Raw genomic sequence first — 17,676 nt, 5'->3', positions numbered from 1 at the left:
TTTTTCGCGCGCGGCATCAGCTGAGCCTGGACCAGTGGCTGGGCCTGGGCCGCGAGCTGCAGGAAGCCGGTTCGGCGCAGATCGTGCTGTCGAGCCTGACCCTGATCGAGGCCGCCTCCGAGCTGTCGAGCCTGCGCCGCCTGTGTGATAACGGCCAGTGGCTGGTGGAGGCCAACGACATGGGCGCGGTGCAGTTCCTCGCCGAGCGCAAGCTGCCGTTCGTGGCAGGCCCGGCGCTGAACCTGTACAACGGCCATGCCCTGGCCAAGCTGCAGGACTGCGGGATGATCCGCTGGGTGCCGCCCGTGGAGTGTTCGGCGACGCTGATCCGCGCGGTGCTCGACCAGCTCGCCGGCCTGGGCCGGGCGCTGCCCGAGGTCGAGGTGTTCGCCTATGGCCACCTGCCGCTGGCCTATTCGGCGCGCTGCTTTACCGCCCGGGCGGAAAACCGGCCCAAGGACGATTGCCAGTTCTGCTGCATCAAGCACCCCGACGGCCTGGCCCTGAGCAGTCAGGAGGGCCAGGCGCTGTTCACCCTCAATGGTATCCAGACCCTGTCGGCCGAGGTCACCAACCTGCTGGCCGACTATCCGGGGCTGGTGGCTTGCGGCGCCGATCTGTTGCGTCTGAGCCCCCGTGCCGAGGGCATGGTCGGGGTGATCGAGGCCTTCGCCCGGGTGTGCCAGGGCGCCGCGCCACCGTTGTTCGTCGACGGCTGCAACGGCTATTGGCATGGCCAGGCGGGCATGCTGCGGGTAGAGGAGGTGGGGCTGTGCTGAACCATGGACCGTGGCTGCTCAAGGGCGCCGAGCGGGTGTTGCCGCTGCTGCGCCGGGTGCCGTTCAGCCTGCAGCGGCTGGCCCTGGAGCAGACGCTCAAGCGCTGCCTGGCCGAGCCCCTGGCGGACGGCGAGTTCGAACTGCTGCGCGGACGCTGGTTGTGCCTGCGCATTGTCGACCTGGACCTGACCTGGTACCTGACCCGGCATCGCGACGGCCTGCAGATAGCCCGGCGGGCCAGGGCCGATGTCACGGTCCGCGGCAACTGGCGCGAGTTCCTGCTGCTGGCCAGCCGCGAGGAAGATCCGGACACCCTGTTTTTCCGCCGACGCCTGGTGATCGAGGGCGATACAGAACTGGGGCTGGCCCTGAAGAACCTGATCGACAGCCTCGATCCAGAGGTGCTGCCGCCAGGGTTGTGGCGCGCTCTGCAGCGTGCCGGCAAGGGCCTGGCCAGCGAGCCCGGCGCCCAGCCCGGCTAGCCGGCCAGGCGCGCTGCTCAGGCCGGCCTGCACAGGCGTCGTCAGGCGTTGTGGCGCAAGTGCTCCATGGCCCAGACGGCGGCCTCGACCCGCGAGCGCAGGCCGAGCTTGTGCAGCAGGTTCTTCACATGCACCTTGACCGTGCCTTCGGTGATGCCCAGCTTGTGGCCGATGACCTTGTTGCTGTAGCCGCCGGCGATGGTCCGCAGCACCTGGCGCTCGCGCTCGGTGAGCTCGACCTCGGACTGACGCGGTGGTGAACGCAAGGCCTGGGCCATGACCCGGGTCAGCCCCGGGCTGATTACCAGGGCACCGTTCATGGCATCGCGGATGTAGGGGATCAGCAGCTCCGGTTCCATGTCCTTGAGCAGGTAGCCGTCGGCGTCTAGCCGAAGCGCGTCGCGGATATCGTCTTCGGCATCGGACACGGTGAACAGCAGGACCTTGCCGGCAAAGTTCAGGCTGCGCAGATGGCGCAGGGTTTCAATGCCGTTCATCTGCGGCATGTTGTTGTCCAGCAGCACCAGGTCGGGGCGCGACGGTTCGATCAGGGCCAGGGCCTCTTCGCCATGGCTGGCTTCGCCGACAATCTCGAAGTCGTCTTCCAGTTCGAGCATCTGGCGAATGCCGCGACGCATCATTGGGTGGTCGTCCACCAGCAGGATCCGGTAGCGCGGGGAGGGGGTCATGAGGGATTGCCTTCTGTCAGGTGCCCGAAGAACTCCGGGCGAAATTCCATCCGTACCAGGGTGCCTTGCGGCGTGCGGGAAAAGATCTGCAATTGCCCGCGCAGGCTGCGCGCCCGCTCATCCATGATATTCAGGCCGTGGTGTTCGCGCAGGTCGTGGGTGCCGCTGAAGCCGCGTCCGTCATCCTCGATCGACAGGTAGACACGTTCACCGTTCTGGCGCAGTTCCAGCCAGGCGTTCTCTGCGTGGGCATGGCGCAGGCAGTTGGACAGGGCCTCGCGGGTGATCTGCAAGAGGTGGATCTGCTCGCTGGCCGAGAGTTCGAAGGCCAGGCTATCCACATGCAGGTGCACCTGGAATTCGCCGCGGCGGGAGAACTCCTCGGCCGTGTCCTTGAGTTCCTGTACCAGCCCGGCATCGTGGATCTGCAGGCGAAAGGTGGTGAGCAATTCACGCAGTTGCCGGTAGGCGGTGTTCAGCCCCTCGCGCAGCTCGCCAGTGACGACCTCCAGAGTCGCCACCGGCTCGCCACGGCGCAGCAGGGTTTGCATGCGGCTGACTTGCAGCTTCATGTAGGACAACGCCTGCGCCAGGGAATCGTGCAGTTCGCGGGCGATGATCGCGCGTTCCTCCAGCAGCACCAGCCGATGATCCTGTTCGCGTTGGCGCTTGAGGGACAGCGAGGTGCCGATCAGGTTGGCCAGGGCCTGGATCAGCTCGGTCTCCCAGGCTTGCGGCTCCTGGCCATCGATGAAGTGCGCCTTGAGCTCGCCCAGGGTGCTGCCCTGGTTGCTGATGCTGAAGGTCTGGCTATGGCTGCGCGGGTGGCGCTGGCAACTGGCGCAGTCGCTGCTGGCGCAGATCTTGCGGCTGTCGGTGCCATGCAACATGAGCAACTGCGAGGCCGGTGCCTGTACCTGGCCGTGCAGGCACAGCGACAGGCGCAAGCCTGGCAGGCGCTGCTGGAAGCGGCGGATCAGCTCATCGAGGCCTTCGGCATTGGCCAGGCGGGTGGCCTGGCTGCGACTGCTTTGGTACAGCAGTTCGAGGGCAGCGTTGGCCTGTTGCAAGTTGAGGGTTTTTTGCCGCACCTGGGTTTCCAGGGTGCGATGGGACTCTTCGATCGTTTCGGCCATGGCGTTGAAGCTGGTGGCCAACTGGCCGAGCTCGTCTGCGGACTGGTGATTGACCCGGGTCTGGAACTCGCCGCAGCGAAAACGCTGAGTCGCGTCCACCAACTCCTTGAGTGGGGTGATCACGCCGTACTGCAGCTCGTACAGGCCAAACAGCAGGATGATCATGGTGGTGAACAGCGCGGCTCCCTGGATTACCTGCTGCCAGCTCTGCTTATGTTCGTTCTGCTGCTGCAGCAGGCTGACGAACTGGTTGAGCTGGTCGACGAAGGCTTGGGCGCTGGCTTGAAAGCCTGCGGCGTCGCCGTTGTGCAAGGCCGCGAGCAGGGTCTGGCGCCAGTAGGTCTGCAACTGTTGGTAGCTGGTCTGCAGCGCGGCGTTGTTGCCGTCTTCGAGTACCGCCTTCAGGGCCGGGCTATTGAGGCGCTGCTGCAGGCTATCGCTGATCAGGCGGATTTCCGCTTCACCGGCACCGGCGGCGAGTTTCCAACTCAGGTGGTAGGTTTCCATGCGCACCGAGCCTGCGGTGTTGATCGCCGCCGCGTCGCCCTGGCTGAACCAGGCGATCAGCCCGGCGCTGAGGGAGCTGGCGAGGGCCAGCACGGTGATCAGGATCACCGCCAGCCCCGCGCGCGCGGGCAGGGAACTGCGCAGCCAGTCGATCATGGACGACGGCCAGGGGCGGGAAGGGGGAAACGGCGCATGGGGTGCTCCAGGGTGTGCCAGCTGATTGTTCCGCAGCCGTTCCCTGGCGCTCTACCTCTAAAGAGTTTGCAACGGTCATTTTCCTGGCGATGCCCCGAGGAAACCCGGCAAGACCCTGATAGACAAAGGGTTTAGAGGTTTTTTGGCTCTACCTCGTTGGAGGTAGGCGGCGCAAGCATAGGCATGGAGGCGCCTGGCGTTCATTGATCAGGGTCAAGTTTTTTCGGGGTTTGCCTCTCTAGTCTGCGGCCATAGCTAACGACTGGAGGCCCCTGATGACTCAACCGCGAATACGCCAAGGCCTGGTACTGGGCATGAGTACGCTGGCTTTCACTGTCTGTTTCATGGTCTGGATGATGTTTGCCGTGCTCGGCGTGCCGATCAAGGAACTGCTGCACCTGAACGAAACCCAGTTCGGCCTGTTGGCCGCGACGCCGGTGCTCACCGGTTCGCTGGTGCGCCTGCCGCTGGGAATGCTCACCGATCGCTTCGGCGGGCGCAGCGTGTTCTTCCTCTTGATGCTGTCCTGCGTGCTGCCGCTGTACCTGATCAGCCACGCCACCGCCTATTGGCAGTTCCTGGTACTGGGGCTGTTCGTGGGGTTGGCCGGTGGTTCGTTCTCGGTGGGCATCGCCTATGTTGCCAAGTGGTTCGAGCAGGACAACCAGGGCCTGGCCATGGGCATCTTCGGCGCTGGCAACGCAGGCGCCGCGGTCACCAAGTTTCTCGCTCCAGCACTGATTGCCGCGGGCAGCTGGCAGCTGGTGCCGAAAGTCTTCAGCGCCATCCTGTTCATTACCGCCTTGCTGTTCTGGTTCCTCAGCGCCGAGAACAAGGCCCATCGCAGCGTCGCCGGGGCGAGTCTCGGCGAGCAGCTCAAGGCCTTGTCCGAGCCGGCGGTGTGGCGCTATTGCCAGTACTACTCGATCGTGTTCGGCGGCTATGTAGCCCTGGCCCTGTGGATGACCCAGTACTACGTCGAGGAATACGGCTTCAACCTGCAAAGCGCTGCGCTGCTAGCCGCCTGCTTCTCTCTGCCGGGTGGCGTGCTGCGTGCCGTCGGCGGCTGGATGTCGGATCGTTGGGGCGCCCAGAGCGTCACCTGGTGGGTGCTGTGGGTCAGTTGGATCTGCCTGTTCCTGCTGTCGTATCCACAAACCCAGTTGCAGGTGCAGACCGTCAATGGCCCGGTGGATTTCCACATCGGCCTGAGTCCGGCGCTGTTCACCGTGCTGCTGTTCGTCATGGGGATCGCCTTCGCTTTCGGCAAGGCCTCGGTATTCAAGTACATCGCCAGCGACTACCCGCAGAACATGGGCGCGGTCTCCGGCATCGTCGGCCTGGCCGGAGGCCTGGGCGGCTTCATCCTGCCGATCCTGTTCGGCGCCCTGGTCGACCTCACCGGCGTGCGCTCCTCCTGTTTCATGCTGATGTACGGCGTGGTCTGGGTGTCGCTCACCTGGATGTACCTCAGTGAAATCCGCAAGCGACCGCTGCTGGGCAAGCAGCGGCCGGCGACCTCGTATCCGTTTTCCAGCCTGACCCAAGGAGAAGAACATGTCGGTTCTTAACACCCCTGACAAAGGCCCGGTGATTCACGACTGGCGCCCGGAAGATCCCGCGTTCTGGGGGCGCAGCGGCAAGAAGACCGCGGCCCGCAACCTGTGGATCTCGATTCCTGCATTGCTCCTGGCCTTTGCCGTGTGGATGGTGTGGAGCACGGTGATCGTGCGCCTCAATGCCATCGGCTTCAGCTTCACCACCGACCAGCTGTTCTGGCTGGCAGCGCTGCCGGGGCTCTCCGGGGCTGCCTTGCGGGTGTTCTACTCGTTCATGGTGCCGATCTTCGGCGGCCGGCGCTGGACGGCCCTGAGCACAGCGTCGCTGCTGATCCCGTCGCTGTGGATGGGCTTTGCCGTGCAGGATCCGAACACCCCCTACAGCGTGTTCGTGATGATCGCGCTGCTCTGCGGATTGGGGGGTGGCAACTTTGCCTCGAGCATGTCCAACATCAGCTTCTTCTATCCCAAGTCGCAGCAGGGCACGGCCCTGGGCCTGAATGCCGGCCTGGGCAACCTCGGTGTCTCGGTGATGCAGTTCTGTGTGCCGCTGGCCATCACCTTCGGCCTGTTCGGAATGCTGGGCGGGCAGCCCCAGGTGCTGGCGGACGGTGGCCAGCTGTGGCTGCAGAATGCCGGCTTCATCTGGGTACCCTTCATCATCATCGTGACCTTGCTGGCCTGGTTCGGCATGAACGATCTGTCCAGCGCCAAGGCCTCGTTCAGCGAACAGGCGGTGATCTTCAAACGCAAGCACAACTGGCTGATGTGCTGGCTGTACTTGGCCACCTTCGGTTCGTTCATCGGTTTTTCGGCGGCCCTCCCGCTGCTGATCAAGACTGCCTTTCCCCAGGTCAACGCCTTGACCTTCGCCTTTCTCGGCCCGCTGGTCGGGGCGCTGGTGCGCCCCCTGGGTGGCTGGCTGGCAGACAAGCTGGGGGGCGCCCGGGTAACCCTGTGGAACTTCGTCCTGATGATCGCGATGGTCTTCGGCGTGCTGGGGTTCATCCCGCAGCCGGGTACAAGCGGCAACTTCTACGGCTTTCTCGGCATGTTCATGTTGCTGTTCATCACCACCGGCATCGGCAACGGTTCGACCTTCCGCATGATCCCGGTGATCTTCCGCACCCTGCATGAACGGGCCGCCAGCGGCAAAGGCGCTGCGGCTCGCGAACAGGCGATCCGCGATGCCGGCAAGGAGTCGGCCGCAGTGCTCGGTTTCAGCTCGGCCATGGGGGCCTTCGGCGCCTTCTTCATTCCCAAGACCTTCGGCAGCTCCATGACCCTGACCGGCAGCCCGGCGATGGCGTTCTACATGTTCGTGGGTTTCTACCTGAGCTGCATTGTCGTGACCTGGTGGTGGTACGCCCGCAAGGGTGCCGAAACCCCCTGCTGACATGACCCGAATCCAACTGTTGCCTGGATGGGGCACAGAACCCCACAGCAAGCCTGAGAGGAAAGCATCATGAGTCATCTGCTCGATCAACTGCGGTTCTTCAACCGCAAGCAAGGCGAGTTTTCCCAGGGCCACGGGGAAACTCGCAAGGAGTCCCGCGATTGGGAGAACGTCTACCGTTCGCGCTGGCAGTACGACAAGATCGTGCGTTCCACCCATGGAGTGAACTGCACCGGCTCCTGTTCGTGGAAGATCTACGTGAAGAACGGTCTGATCACCTGGGAAACCCAGCAGACCGACTATCCGCGCACGCGCAACGACCTGCCCAACCATGAGCCGCGGGGCTGCCCCCGTGGCGCCAGCTACAGCTGGTACATCTACAGTGCCAATCGGCTCAAGTACCCGAAGATTCGCAAACCGCTGCTCAAGCTATGGCGTGAGGCGCGCCAGACCCTGGCACCGGTCGAGGCCTGGGCGAGCATTGTCGAGGACCCGGCCAAGGCCGAGTCGTACAAGAGCAAGCGCGGCATGGGGGGCTTCATTCGCTCCCACTGGGATGAGGTCAACGAGATCATCGCTGCCGCCAACGTCTATACCGTCAAGCAATACGGGCCGGACCGGGTGGTGGGGTTCTCGCCAATCCCGGCCATGTCCATGGTCAGCTACGCCGCAGGCTCGCGCTATCTGTCGCTGATCGGCGGCGTATGCCTGAGTTTCTACGACTGGTACTGCGACCTGCCACCGGCCTCGCCGATGGTCTGGGGCGAGCAGACCGACGTGCCGGAGTCGGCCGACTGGTACAACTCCAACTACATCATCGCCTGGGGTTCGAACGTTCCGCAGACCCGAACCCCGGATGCGCACTTCTTCACCGAGGTCCGCTACAAGGGCACCAAGACCGTGGCCATCACCCCCGACTATTCGGAAGTGGCCAAGCTCACCGACCTGTGGTTGAACCCCAAGCAGGGCACTGACGCAGCCCTGGCCCAGGCCTTCAACCATGTGATCTTCAAGGAATTTCACCTGGATCGACCGAGCGCCTACTTCACCGACTACGTCAAGCGCTACACCGACTTGCCGGTGCTGGTGATGCTCAAGCCGGTGACCGGCTTCGCACCGGGAGCCGGATTCCAGCCGGATCGTTTCCTGCGGGCCTCGGACCTCACCGGCAACCTCGGCCAGGACAGCAATCCGCAGTGGAAGACCATTGCACTCGACGAGAGCGGCGAGCTGGTCTCGCCGCAAGGCTCCATCGGCTATCGCTGGGGTGAGCAGGGCAAGTGGAACATCCTCGCCAAGGAGGGCGGTGAAGGTCGGGCGATCGACCTGAAGCTGAGCCTGATCGGCAATGAGGTCGCCGAAGTGGCCTTCCCGTACTTTGCCGGTGAAAGCCACGAGCACTTCCAGCACGTTGCCGGCGACGCCGTGCAGTTTCGCCGGGTGCCGGTGCACAGTGTGACCCTGGCCGACGGCAGCGTAGCCAAGGTGGCCAGCGTGTTCGACTTGTCGGCCGCCAACCTGGCCATCGACCGTGGCCTGGGTGGCAGCAATGTGGCCAGGAACTATGACGACGCCAGCGTGCCGGGCACGCCGGCCTGGCAGGAAGCGATCACCGGCGTCAGCCGTGAAAAGGCCATCCAGATCGCTCGCGAGTTCGCCGACAACGCCGACAAGACCCGCGGCCGCTCGATGATCATCGTCGGCGCGGCGATGAATCACTGGTACCACATGGACATGAACTACCGTGGGCTGATCAACATGCTCATGCTCTGTGGTTGCGTTGGCCAGACCGGCGGTGGCTGGGCTCACTACGTCGGCCAGGAAAAGCTCCGTCCGCAGTGCGGCTGGCTGCCACTGGCCTTTGGCCTGGACTGGAACCGTCCGCCACGGCAGATGAACGGCACCAGCTTTTTCTACGCCCACAGTTCGCAATGGCGCCACGAGAAGATGAGCATGCACGACGTGCTCTCGCCGCTGGCTGACAAGAGCCAGTTTCCCGAGCACGCCCTGGACTACAACATCCGCGCCGAACGTGCCGGCTGGCTGCCCAGCGCACCGCAGCTCAACCGCAACCCGCTGCATGTCTGCCGTGACGCCGCTGCCGCTGGCATGGAGCCCAAGGACTACGTGCTCAAGGGCTGGCAGGACGGCAGCCTGCGCTTTGCCTGCGAACAGCCGGACAACCCGGCGAACTTCCCGCGCAACCTGTTCATCTGGCGGTCCAACCTGCTGGGTTCCTCCGGCAAGGGCCACGAGTACATGCTCAAGTACCTGTTGGGCACCCGGAACGGGGTGATGAACGAAGACATCGGCCACAGTGCCGAATGCAAGCCGAGCGAGGCCGAGTGGGTCGACGAGGGCGCCATTGGCAAGCTTGACCTGGTGACCACCCTGGACTTTCGCATGTCCTCGACCTGCGTGTATTCCGACATCGTCCTGCCGACCGCGACCTGGTACGAGAAGGACGACATGAACACCTCGGACATGCATCCCTTCATCCATCCGTTGTCGGCCGCCATCGACCCGGCCTGGGAATCGCGTTCGGACTGGGAAATCTACAAGGGCATCGCCAAGGCCTTTTCGCGCATGACCGAAGGGCACCTGGGCGTCGAGCAGGATCTGGTCACCGTGCCGCTGATGCATGACAGCGTTGGTGAGCTGGCCCAGCCGTTCGGCGGCAGCGACTGGAAAACCGCCGGCGTTGCCCCGCAGCCTGGCAAGAATGCGCCCAACCTGCAGGTGGTCGAACGTGACTACCCGAATATCTACAAGCAGTTTTCCTCCCTCGGCCCGCTGCTGGAGAAGCTTGGAAACGGCGGCAAGGGCATCAACTGGAACACCGATGAGGAAGTGCAGTTCCTTGGCGAACTGAACTACCGCGAGACCGCTGCCGGGATCAGCCAGGGCCGGCCGAAGATCGATACCGCGATCGACGCCGCTGAAGTGATCCTGTCCCTGGCGCCGGAAACCAACGGGCATGTGGCGGTCAAGGCGTGGGCGGCATTGTCGGCCTTCACCGGCATCGACCACAGTCACCTGGCGCTGCCCAAGGCGCACGAGGCCATTCGTTTCCGCGACATCCAGGCCCAGCCGCGCAAGATCATCTCCAGCCCGACCTGGTCAGGCCTCGAAGACGATCACGTCAGCTACAACGCCGGCTACACCAACGTCCACGAGAACATCCCGTGGCGCACCATCACCGGCCGCCAGCAGTTCTACCAGGACCACCCATGGATGCAGGCCTTCGGCGAGCAGTTGATGAGCTACCGGCCACCGGTCAACACCCAGACCATTGCCGGGGTGAAGGACAAGCGCAGCAATGGCCACCCCGAGATCGTCCTGAACTGGATCACTCCGCACCAGAAATGGGGCATCCACAGCACCTACAGCGACAACCTGCTGATGCTCACCCTGAGCCGCGGCGGACCGATCGTCTGGCTGTCGGAGATCGACGCGCAGCAGGCCGGTATCGAGGACAACGACTGGGTCGAGTGCTTCAACGTCAACGGTGCCCTGACGGCCCGCGCGGTGGTCAGCCAGCGGGTCAAGGAAGGCATGGTGATGATGTACCACGCCCAGGAACGGATCGTGAACGTGCCGGGCTCGGAAACCACCAAGACCCGAGGCGGCCACCACAACTCGGTGACCCGAGTGGTGCTCAAGCCGACCCACATGATTGGCGGTTATGCCCAACAGGCCTACGGCTTCAACTATTACGGCACGGTCGGCTGCAACCGCGATGAGTTCGTCGTGGTGCGCAAGATGGCCAAGGTCGACTGGCTCGACGGCTCGCGTGGCGATGAGTTGCCCCGTCCGCTGTCGGGCGCGATGGAATAAGGAGTGCTGTGATGAAGATTCGCTCACAAATTGGCATGGTCCTGAACCTGGACAAATGCATCGGCTGCCACACCTGTTCGATCACCTGCAAGAACGTCTGGACCAGCCGCGAGGGCATGGAGTACGCCTGGTTCAACAACGTCGAAAGCAAGCCTGGGGTAGGTTATCCGAAAGAGTGGGAAAACCAGGACAAATGGAAGGGCGGCTGGGCGCGCAACAGTAACGGCAGCATCAGCCCGCGTATCGGCGGCAAGTTCCGGGTGCTGGCGAACATCTTCGCCAACCCCGACCTGCCGGGCCTAGACGACTACTACGAGCCGTTCGACTTCGACTACCAGCACCTGCACACCGCGCCCCTGGGGCAGCACCAGCCCACCGCACGCCCGCGTTCGCTGGTGTCCGGCAAGCGCATGGAGAAGATCGTGTGGGGGCCGAACTGGGAAGAGATCCTGGGCAGCGAGTTTGCCAAGCGCCGCAAGGACAGGAACTTCGATCAGATTCAGGCGGACATCTACGGCGAGTACGAAAACACCTTCATGATGTACCTGCCGCGCCTGTGCGAGCACTGCCTGAACCCGGCTTGCGCGGCCGCGTGCCCGAGCGGGGCGATCTACAAGCGTGAAGAGGACGGCATTGTCCTGATCGACCAGGAGAAGTGCCGCGGCTGGCGCATGTGCATCAGTGGCTGCCCGTACAAGAAGATCTACTTCAACTGGAAAAGCGGCAAGTCCGAGAAGTGCATTTTCTGCTACCCGCGGATCGAGGCCGGGATGCCGACTGTCTGCGCCGAAACCTGCGTTGGGCGCATTCGCTACCTCGGCGTGCTGCTGTACGACGCTGACCGCATCAGTGACGTGGCCAGCACGGCCAACGAGCATGACCTGTACGAGAAGCAACTGGAGATCTTCCTCGACCCCAACGACCCGGCGGTGATCCGTCAGGCCCTGGAGGATGGCGTGCCGCAGTCGGTGATCGACGCCGCGCAACGTTCGCCGGTGTACAAGATGGCCGTCGACTGGAAGCTGGCGCTGCCACTGCACCCGGAATACCGCACCCTGCCGATGGTCTGGTACGTGCCACCGCTGTCACCGATCCAGAACGCCGCCGCCGCGGGTACCGTGGGCATGAGCGGGGTGATCCCGGATGTCGACAGCCTGCGTATCCCGCTGCGCTACCTGGCCAACCTGCTGACCGCCGGCGACGAGAAACCGGTGAAGCGCGCACTCAAGCGCCTGCTGGCGATGCGTGCCTACAAGCGGGCGGAACAGGTCGAGGGCGTGCAGGACCTGAAAGTGCTCGAGGACGTCGGCCTCAGCGTCGGCCAGGTCGAGGAAATGTACCGCTACCTGGCCATCGCCAACTACGAAGACCGCTACGTGGTGCCCAGCGCGCACCGTGAAGAGGCCATGAGCGACGCCTTCGCCGAGCGTTCCGGTTGCGGCTTCAGTTTTGGCAGCGGCTGCAGTGGCAGCTCCGACACCAACCTGTTCGGCGCGAAGAAGGCCAACCGCCGCGACATCCTCAAAACCGTACAGCTGTGGGAGGACTGAGCATGCGCATTCTCAAAGTGATTTCGCTGTTGCTCGATTACCCGACCGAGGCCCTGGTCGCCGGTCGCGATGAACTGGAACAGGCGATCATCCAGTCCCGGGAAATCAGCCCGCATCAGCGCGGGGCGCTGTTCGAGCTGCTGGAACTGATCTGCAGCAACGACCTGATGGATGGCCAGGAACACTACGGGGCGCTGTTCGGCCGGGGCCGGGCACTGTCGCTGCTGTTGTTCGAACATGTGCATGGCGAGTCGCGGGACCGTGGCCAGGCCATGGTCGACATGCTCGCCCAGTATGAGGCGGCGGGCTTTGCCATCGGCGTCAAGGAGTTGCCGGACTACATCCCGCTGTACCTGGAATACCTCTCGACCCGGGAAAGCCTCGAGGCCCGCGAGGGCCTGGCCGACGTCGCGCACCTGCTGGCCTTGCTGGCCGCACGCCTGGAGGAGCGCGAGAGCGCCTATGCCAGCTGTTTCCGGGCCCTGCTGCAGATCTCCGGCGCTGAACCGCACCAGGCGGTGGCCGACCTGCGCGAGCAGGTGGCGGCCGAGCAGCGGGACGACTCACTTGAAGCCCTGGACAAGGTCTGGGAAGAGGAGGCCGTGGACTTTCTCCAGGCCGAGCAGCAGGAACGTTGTGGCTCGCTGCCCAGTGCCCCCGGCAAGGCTCGCGAAGAAAGCGCGGTGCCGCTGCACTGGGTCGATTTTCAGCATTAAGGGCCGGCCAGCGTGCCGGCCGGGGAGGTGGACAATGTCTAAGTGGAATCTGTTGGTGTTCGGGGTCTATCCCTATGTAGCCCTGGCGATCTGCCTGCTGGGCAGCTGGGCGCGTTTCGACCTGTCCCAGTACACCTGGAAGGCCGGCTCGAGCCAGATGCTGTCCGGGCGTGGCATGCGCGTGGCGAGCAACTGCTTCCATATTGGCGTGCTGTTCGTGCTGGCCGGGCACTTCGTCGGCCTGCTGACACCCGCCTCGGTCTATCACTCGGTGATCAGTACCGAACACAAGCAACTGCTGGCGATGGTCTCAGGTGGCTTCTTCGGCCTGGTGTGCCTGTTCGGGCTGGTGATGCTGATCCATCGACGGCTGACCGATGCGCGGGTACGCGCCACGTCCAGCACCTCGGACATCCTGATCCTGATGGTACTGCTGGCACAGCTGATACTGGGCCTGCTGACGATCGTCGCGTCCACCAGCCACATGGACGGATCGGTCATGGTGAGGTTGGCCGACTGGGCACAGAACACCGTGCTGCTGCGTCCCGTGGCGGCGGCAGCGGCCATCGCCCCGGTCAGCCTGGTGTACAAGCTGCACGTATTCCTTGGCCTGACGCTGTTCGTGCTGTTCCCGTTCACCCGTCTGGTGCACATCGTCAGCGCACCGATCTGGTACCTGGGACGACGCTATCAGATCGTTCGGCAGAAAGTTTGAGGAGGCAATCATGTCAAGCGGATGTGGATGTGGCGGCGGTAGTGGCGGCGGCGTTGGCTGCGCGTCTTCGCGCCAGGAGCCGGTGGTCGTCGAGGCCGCTGTACCCGTGCTGGAAAACCCAGCGCAACTGATCGCCAGCAGTGAACAGCAATGGCCGATCATCAGTGTCAATCAGGTGCCGATCAGCCCTGAGGCACTGGCCCAGGAACTGCAATACCACCCGGCCGCCGATCGCCAGGAGGCGATGTTCATGGCGGCTCGCGCCCTGGTGATACGCGAGCTTCTGCAGCAGCGGATCGCCGCACTGGGGCTGCAGTTGCAGGTCGGCGCCGGGGAGAACCAGGAGGAGGCTGCGACCCGTTTGCTGCTGGAGCGTGAGGTGCAAGTGCCTGGGTGTGACGAAGCCACTTGCCAGCGCTATTACGACCGCAACCGAGGGCGCTTTCACAGCGCACCGTTGCTGGCAGTGCGGCACATTCTGCTCGAGTGCGCCCCGGATGATGCCGAAGCGCGCAGCCTGGCGCTGGTGCAGGCCGAGATGCTCCAGGAGCGCCTGAGGCGTTTCCCGGAACAGTTTGCCGAGCTGGCACTGCAGTACTCGGCCTGCCCGTCGAAGGCGCAGGGGGGGGAGCTGGGCCAGATCAGCAAGGGCCAGACCGTGCCGGAGCTGGAGCGCCAGTTGTTCACCCTGGCGCCGGGGCTGGCCGAGCAACCGCTGGAAAGCCGCTATGGCTGGCATGTGCTGAGCATCGATCAGCGCATCGAAGGCCAGCCACTGCCCTATGAGGCCGTCGCCACGGCGATCCGCACCCAGTTGCAACAGGGCGTGTGGCAGAAGGCGGTGGTGCAGTACCTGCAGACCCTGATCGGTGCGGCAGACATTTGCGGGATCCAGTTGCAGGGTACCGATTCCCCCTTGGTGCAGTAGGAGGCAGGCGATGGGCAATGTGATGCAGGACGGCTTCGGGAGACAGATCGACTACCTGCGCATGTCGGTAACGGATCGTTGTGATTTTCGCTGCCTGTACTGCATGGCTGCCAACATGACCTTTTTGCCGCGTCAGCAGGTGCTGACCCTGGAGGAATTGCAGCGCCTGGCCAGCCTGTTCGTTGGCCAGGGCGTGCGCAAGATCCGCCTGACCGGCGGCGAGCCGCTGATTCGCCCGGGCATCGTCGACCTGTGCCGTCACATTGCCGCCTTGCCGGGCTTGCGCGAACTGGTGATGACCAGCAATGGCTCGCAATTGCCGCGCCTGGCCCGGCCGCTGGTCGACGCCGGGGTCAAGCGCATGAACATCAGCCTCGACAGCCTGGACCGCCAGCGCTTTCGCGCGATTACCCGCAACGGCGACCTCGACCAGGTATTGCGAGGCATCGACGCGGCGAGCACGGCGGGGTTCGAGCGGGTCAAGCTCAACTGCGTGGTGATGCAGGGGCGCAATTTCGATGAGGTGCTGCCTTTGCTGCAGTACGCCATCGACCTGGGCATCGACATCACCTTTATCGAAGAGATGCCCCTGGGTGATGTGGGGCGCTCGCGCGCGGAGTCGTTGTGTTCCAGCGATGAGGTGCGGGCGCTGATTGCAACCCGGCATCCTTTGCTCGACAGCGCCGAGAACAGCGGCGGCCCGGCGCGGTATGTGCGCCTGGCGCACCACCCGGATACCCGCATCGGTTTCATCTCGCCCAACAGTCACAACTTCTGCGGCAGTTGCAACCGCGTGCGCATGACCGTGGAGGGACGCTTGCTGCTGTGCCTGGGCCAGGAGGACTCCGTGGACCTGCGCGGCTTGCTGCGACGCTACCCGCTGGATGACCAGCCGCTGGTCAGTGCCTTGCGACAGGCGTTGCAACGCAAGCCCTTGCGCCATGACTTCAGCCTTGAGGGTGAGGTCCAGATCCTGCGCTTCATGAACATGAGCGGTGGTTGAATCCGGGCTCGTGCCCGGCGTCGCGACAGTTGCTGCCGATCTTGATGTCGATCAATTGTTTCCCCGGTCTTTATCCGTAGCCTGCACTACATGTTGTGTTTTGTTGCTTGTTAAATATCCATATGTAGTTTTTTGGAGGTCGGATGGACAGCACGCTGAGCAGGGTAGGCCACAACGGGTTGTACAAGCGCGATGGCAGTCTGGTGGCCTTTGCTGCGGACAAGATCCGTCAGGCGCTGATCGCCGCCGGCAAGGCCAGCGGTGATTACGCCGAGGCGCAGGCCGAGGGATTGCTCGACGCGGTACTGGCTCGTCTGCAAGCCTGCACGAGGTTGCAGGTCGAGCAGGTCCAGGATCGAGTCGAACGGGTGCTGATGGACGCCGGGCACTTTCAAGCTCTGCGCGCTTATATCGTTTACCGGGAGCAGCACGGGCGCTTGCGACGCGACCGCAAGACCCTGATCGAGGTGGCGGCCTCGATGAACGAATACCTCAACCGTGAAGACTGGCGAGTCCAGGCCAACGCCAACCAGGGGTACTCCCTGGGCGGGCTGGTGCTCAACGTGGCGGGCAAGGTCACGGCCAACTACTGGCTGGACGAGGTCTACAGCGAAGCCATAGGCCGTGCCCACCGCGAGGCCGATCTGCATGTCCACGACCTGGACATGCTCGCCGGCTATTGTGCGGGCTGGTCGTTGCGCATGCTGCTGCATGAAGGCCTCAACGGCGTGCCGGGGCGGGTCGAGGCCGGTCCGCCCAAGCACCTGAGCAGCGCCCTGGGGCAGATGGTGAACTTTCTAGGCACGCTGCAAAACGAATGGGCCGGAGCTCAAGCCTTCAGCTCGTTCGATACCTACCTGGCGCCCTATGTCCGCAAGGACCGGCTCAGTTATGAGCAAGTGCGCCAAGCCATCCAGGAGTTCATCTACAACCTCAACGTGCCGTCGCGCTGGGGAACCCAGACCCCTTTCACCAACCTGACTTTCGACTGGGTCTGCCCCCAGGACCTGCGCGAGCAGATCCCGGTGATCGGCGGTGAAGAAATGCCCTTTGCCTATGGCGAGCTGCAGGCCGAGATGGACGTGCTCAACCGGGCCTACATCGAGGTGATGCAAGAGGGCGATGCCAAGGGCCGGGTGTTCACCTTTCCGATCCCGACCTACAACATCACCCATGACTTTCCCTGGGACAGCGAAAACGCCGAGCGCCTGTTCGAGATGACTGCGCGCTATGGCCTGCCGTATTTCCAGAACTTCCTCAATTCGGACATGCAGCCCAATCAGGTGCGCTCCATGTGCTGTCGCCTGCAACTGGATGTGCGTGAACTGCTCAAGCGGGGTGGCGGCCTGTTCGGTTCCGCCGAGCAGACCGGCTCGCTGGGAGTGGTAACCCTTAATTGCGCGCGTCTGGGCTATCTGTTCAAGGGCGACCGCAGTGGTTTGCTGCAGCGCCTGGATACCCTGATGGCACTGGCCATGGAGAGCCTGGAGGTCAAGCGCAAGGTGATCCAGCATCATATGGACGCCGGTCTGTATCCCTACACCAAGCGTTACCTGGGCACCTTGCGCAATCATTTCTCGACCATCGGCGTCAACGGCCTGCATGAGATGCTGCGCAACTTCAGCAACGACCAGATGGGCCTGCACACCACGGAGGGGCGGCGCTTCGCCCTTGATGTGCTGGACCATGTGCGGGGCGCTCTGGTGCGTTTCCAGGAGGAAACCGGACACCTCTATAACCTGGAGGCAACCCCCGCCGAAGGCACCACCTATCGCTTTGCCAGGGAAGACCTCAAGCGCTTTCCCGGGATTATCCAGGCCGGTTGCCAGCAGGCTCCGTACTACACCAACTCCTCGCAACTGCCAGTGGGCTATACCGATGATCCTTTCGAGGCACTGGAGTTGCAGGACGAACTGCAATGCAAGTACACCGGCGGCACGGTGCTGCACCTGTACATGGCCGAGCGGATCTCCTCGGCCCGGGCCTGCAAGCAACTGGTGCGCAAGGCCCTGGGGCGGTTTCGGCTGCCTTACCTGACCGTCACCCCGACTTTTTCCATCTGCCCGGTGCACGGCTACCTGGAGGGCGAGCATGAGTTCTGCCCCAAATGCGACGAGGCCCTGTTGCTGGCGCACGCGTCGGGCCACGTCGATTGATTTCGATCCACTCAACCGCAAGGAGCTC

The 17,676-nt window shown here is 63.7% G+C and carries 13 protein-coding genes; 11 read left to right on the top strand and 2 right to left on the bottom strand.

Annotated elements, in window-relative coordinates:
- A partial coding sequence (locus U873_RS0115520; RefSeq protein WP_025129136.1) for a U32 family peptidase occupies window positions 1–779 on the top strand: 779 nt, incomplete at its 5' end.
- On the top strand, window positions 773–1,261 hold the full coding sequence (locus U873_RS0115515) for an SCP2 domain-containing protein (protein WP_025129135.1): 489 nt from the start codon (window positions 773–775) through the stop codon (window positions 1,259–1,261). The genes U873_RS0115520 and U873_RS0115515, both read left to right, overlap by 7 nt.
- Before the next feature lie 41 nt (window positions 1,262–1,302).
- Here the strand turns inward: U873_RS0115515 and narL are convergent, their stop codons facing one another.
- Together narL and U873_RS0115505 are read right to left on the bottom strand one after the other, a co-directional pair.
- Window positions 1,303–1,950, bottom strand: a complete 648-nt coding sequence (gene narL / locus U873_RS0115510) for a two-component system response regulator NarL (protein WP_025129134.1) — start codon at window positions 1,948–1,950, stop codon at window positions 1,303–1,305.
- Entirely contained in the window at window positions 1,947–3,749 is a 1,803-nt protein-coding gene (locus tag U873_RS0115505) for a HAMP domain-containing protein (RefSeq protein ID WP_025129133.1), read from the bottom strand. The genes narL and U873_RS0115505 overlap by 4 nt, the downstream gene beginning before the upstream one ends.
- Before the next feature lie 314 nt (window positions 3,750–4,063).
- Between U873_RS0115505 and U873_RS0115500 the strand changes: the two genes are divergently transcribed.
- The 9 genes from U873_RS0115500 to U873_RS0115460 all read left to right on the top strand — a co-directional run bounded on the left by U873_RS0115500 (window position 4,064) and on the right by U873_RS0115460 (window position 17,648).
- On the top strand, window positions 4,064–5,359 hold the full coding sequence (locus U873_RS0115500; RefSeq protein WP_025129132.1) for a nitrate/nitrite transporter: 1,296 nt from the start codon (window positions 4,064–4,066) through the stop codon (window positions 5,357–5,359).
- On the top strand, window positions 5,346–6,743 hold the full coding sequence (locus U873_RS0115495; protein WP_025129131.1) for a NarK family nitrate/nitrite MFS transporter: 1,398 nt from the start codon (window positions 5,346–5,348) through the stop codon (window positions 6,741–6,743). The genes U873_RS0115500 and U873_RS0115495 overlap by 14 nt, the downstream gene beginning before the upstream one ends.
- 69 nt (window positions 6,744–6,812) lie before the next feature.
- The gene (locus U873_RS0115490; RefSeq protein WP_025129130.1) at window positions 6,813–10,580 is read left to right on the top strand and encodes a nitrate reductase subunit alpha; all 3,768 of its coding nucleotides are present in this window, start codon (window positions 6,813–6,815) and stop codon (window positions 10,578–10,580) included.
- Window positions 10,581–10,591: 11 nt separating this feature from the next.
- Window positions 10,592–12,130 carry a nitrate reductase subunit beta gene (narH, locus tag U873_RS0115485; RefSeq protein ID WP_025129129.1) on the top strand — a complete coding sequence of 513 codons (1,539 nt, stop codon included), beginning with the start codon at window positions 10,592–10,594 and terminating at the stop codon, window positions 12,128–12,130.
- A 2-nt stretch (window positions 12,131–12,132) separates the two neighbouring features.
- A complete protein-coding gene (gene narJ, locus U873_RS0115480; protein WP_029978426.1) occupies window positions 12,133–12,846 on the top strand; it encodes a nitrate reductase molybdenum cofactor assembly chaperone in 714 nt (237 codons plus the stop codon).
- Between the two features lie 34 nt (window positions 12,847–12,880).
- A complete protein-coding gene (gene narI, locus U873_RS0115475; RefSeq protein ID WP_025129128.1) occupies window positions 12,881–13,561 on the top strand; it encodes a respiratory nitrate reductase subunit gamma in 681 nt (226 codons plus the stop codon).
- 10 nt (window positions 13,562–13,571) lie between these two features.
- Entirely contained in the window at window positions 13,572–14,489 is a 918-nt protein-coding gene (locus U873_RS0115470) for a peptidylprolyl isomerase (RefSeq protein WP_025129127.1), read from the top strand.
- Between the two features lie 10 nt (window positions 14,490–14,499).
- Complete coding sequence (moaA, locus tag U873_RS0115465) at window positions 14,500–15,492, top strand: GTP 3',8-cyclase MoaA (RefSeq protein ID WP_043274573.1); 993 nt, start codon at window positions 14,500–14,502, stop codon at window positions 15,490–15,492.
- Between the two features lie 143 nt (window positions 15,493–15,635).
- Entirely contained in the window at window positions 15,636–17,648 is a 2,013-nt protein-coding gene (locus tag U873_RS0115460) for a ribonucleoside triphosphate reductase (protein WP_025129125.1), read from the top strand.
- Window positions 17,649–17,676 lie beyond the last annotated feature (28 nt).

This window comes from Pseudomonas sp. PH1b (assembly GCF_000633395.1).
Classification (GTDB): Bacteria; Pseudomonadota; Gammaproteobacteria; order Pseudomonadales; family Pseudomonadaceae; genus Aquipseudomonas.
This window is presented reverse-complemented; position numbering and strand designations above follow the sequence as displayed.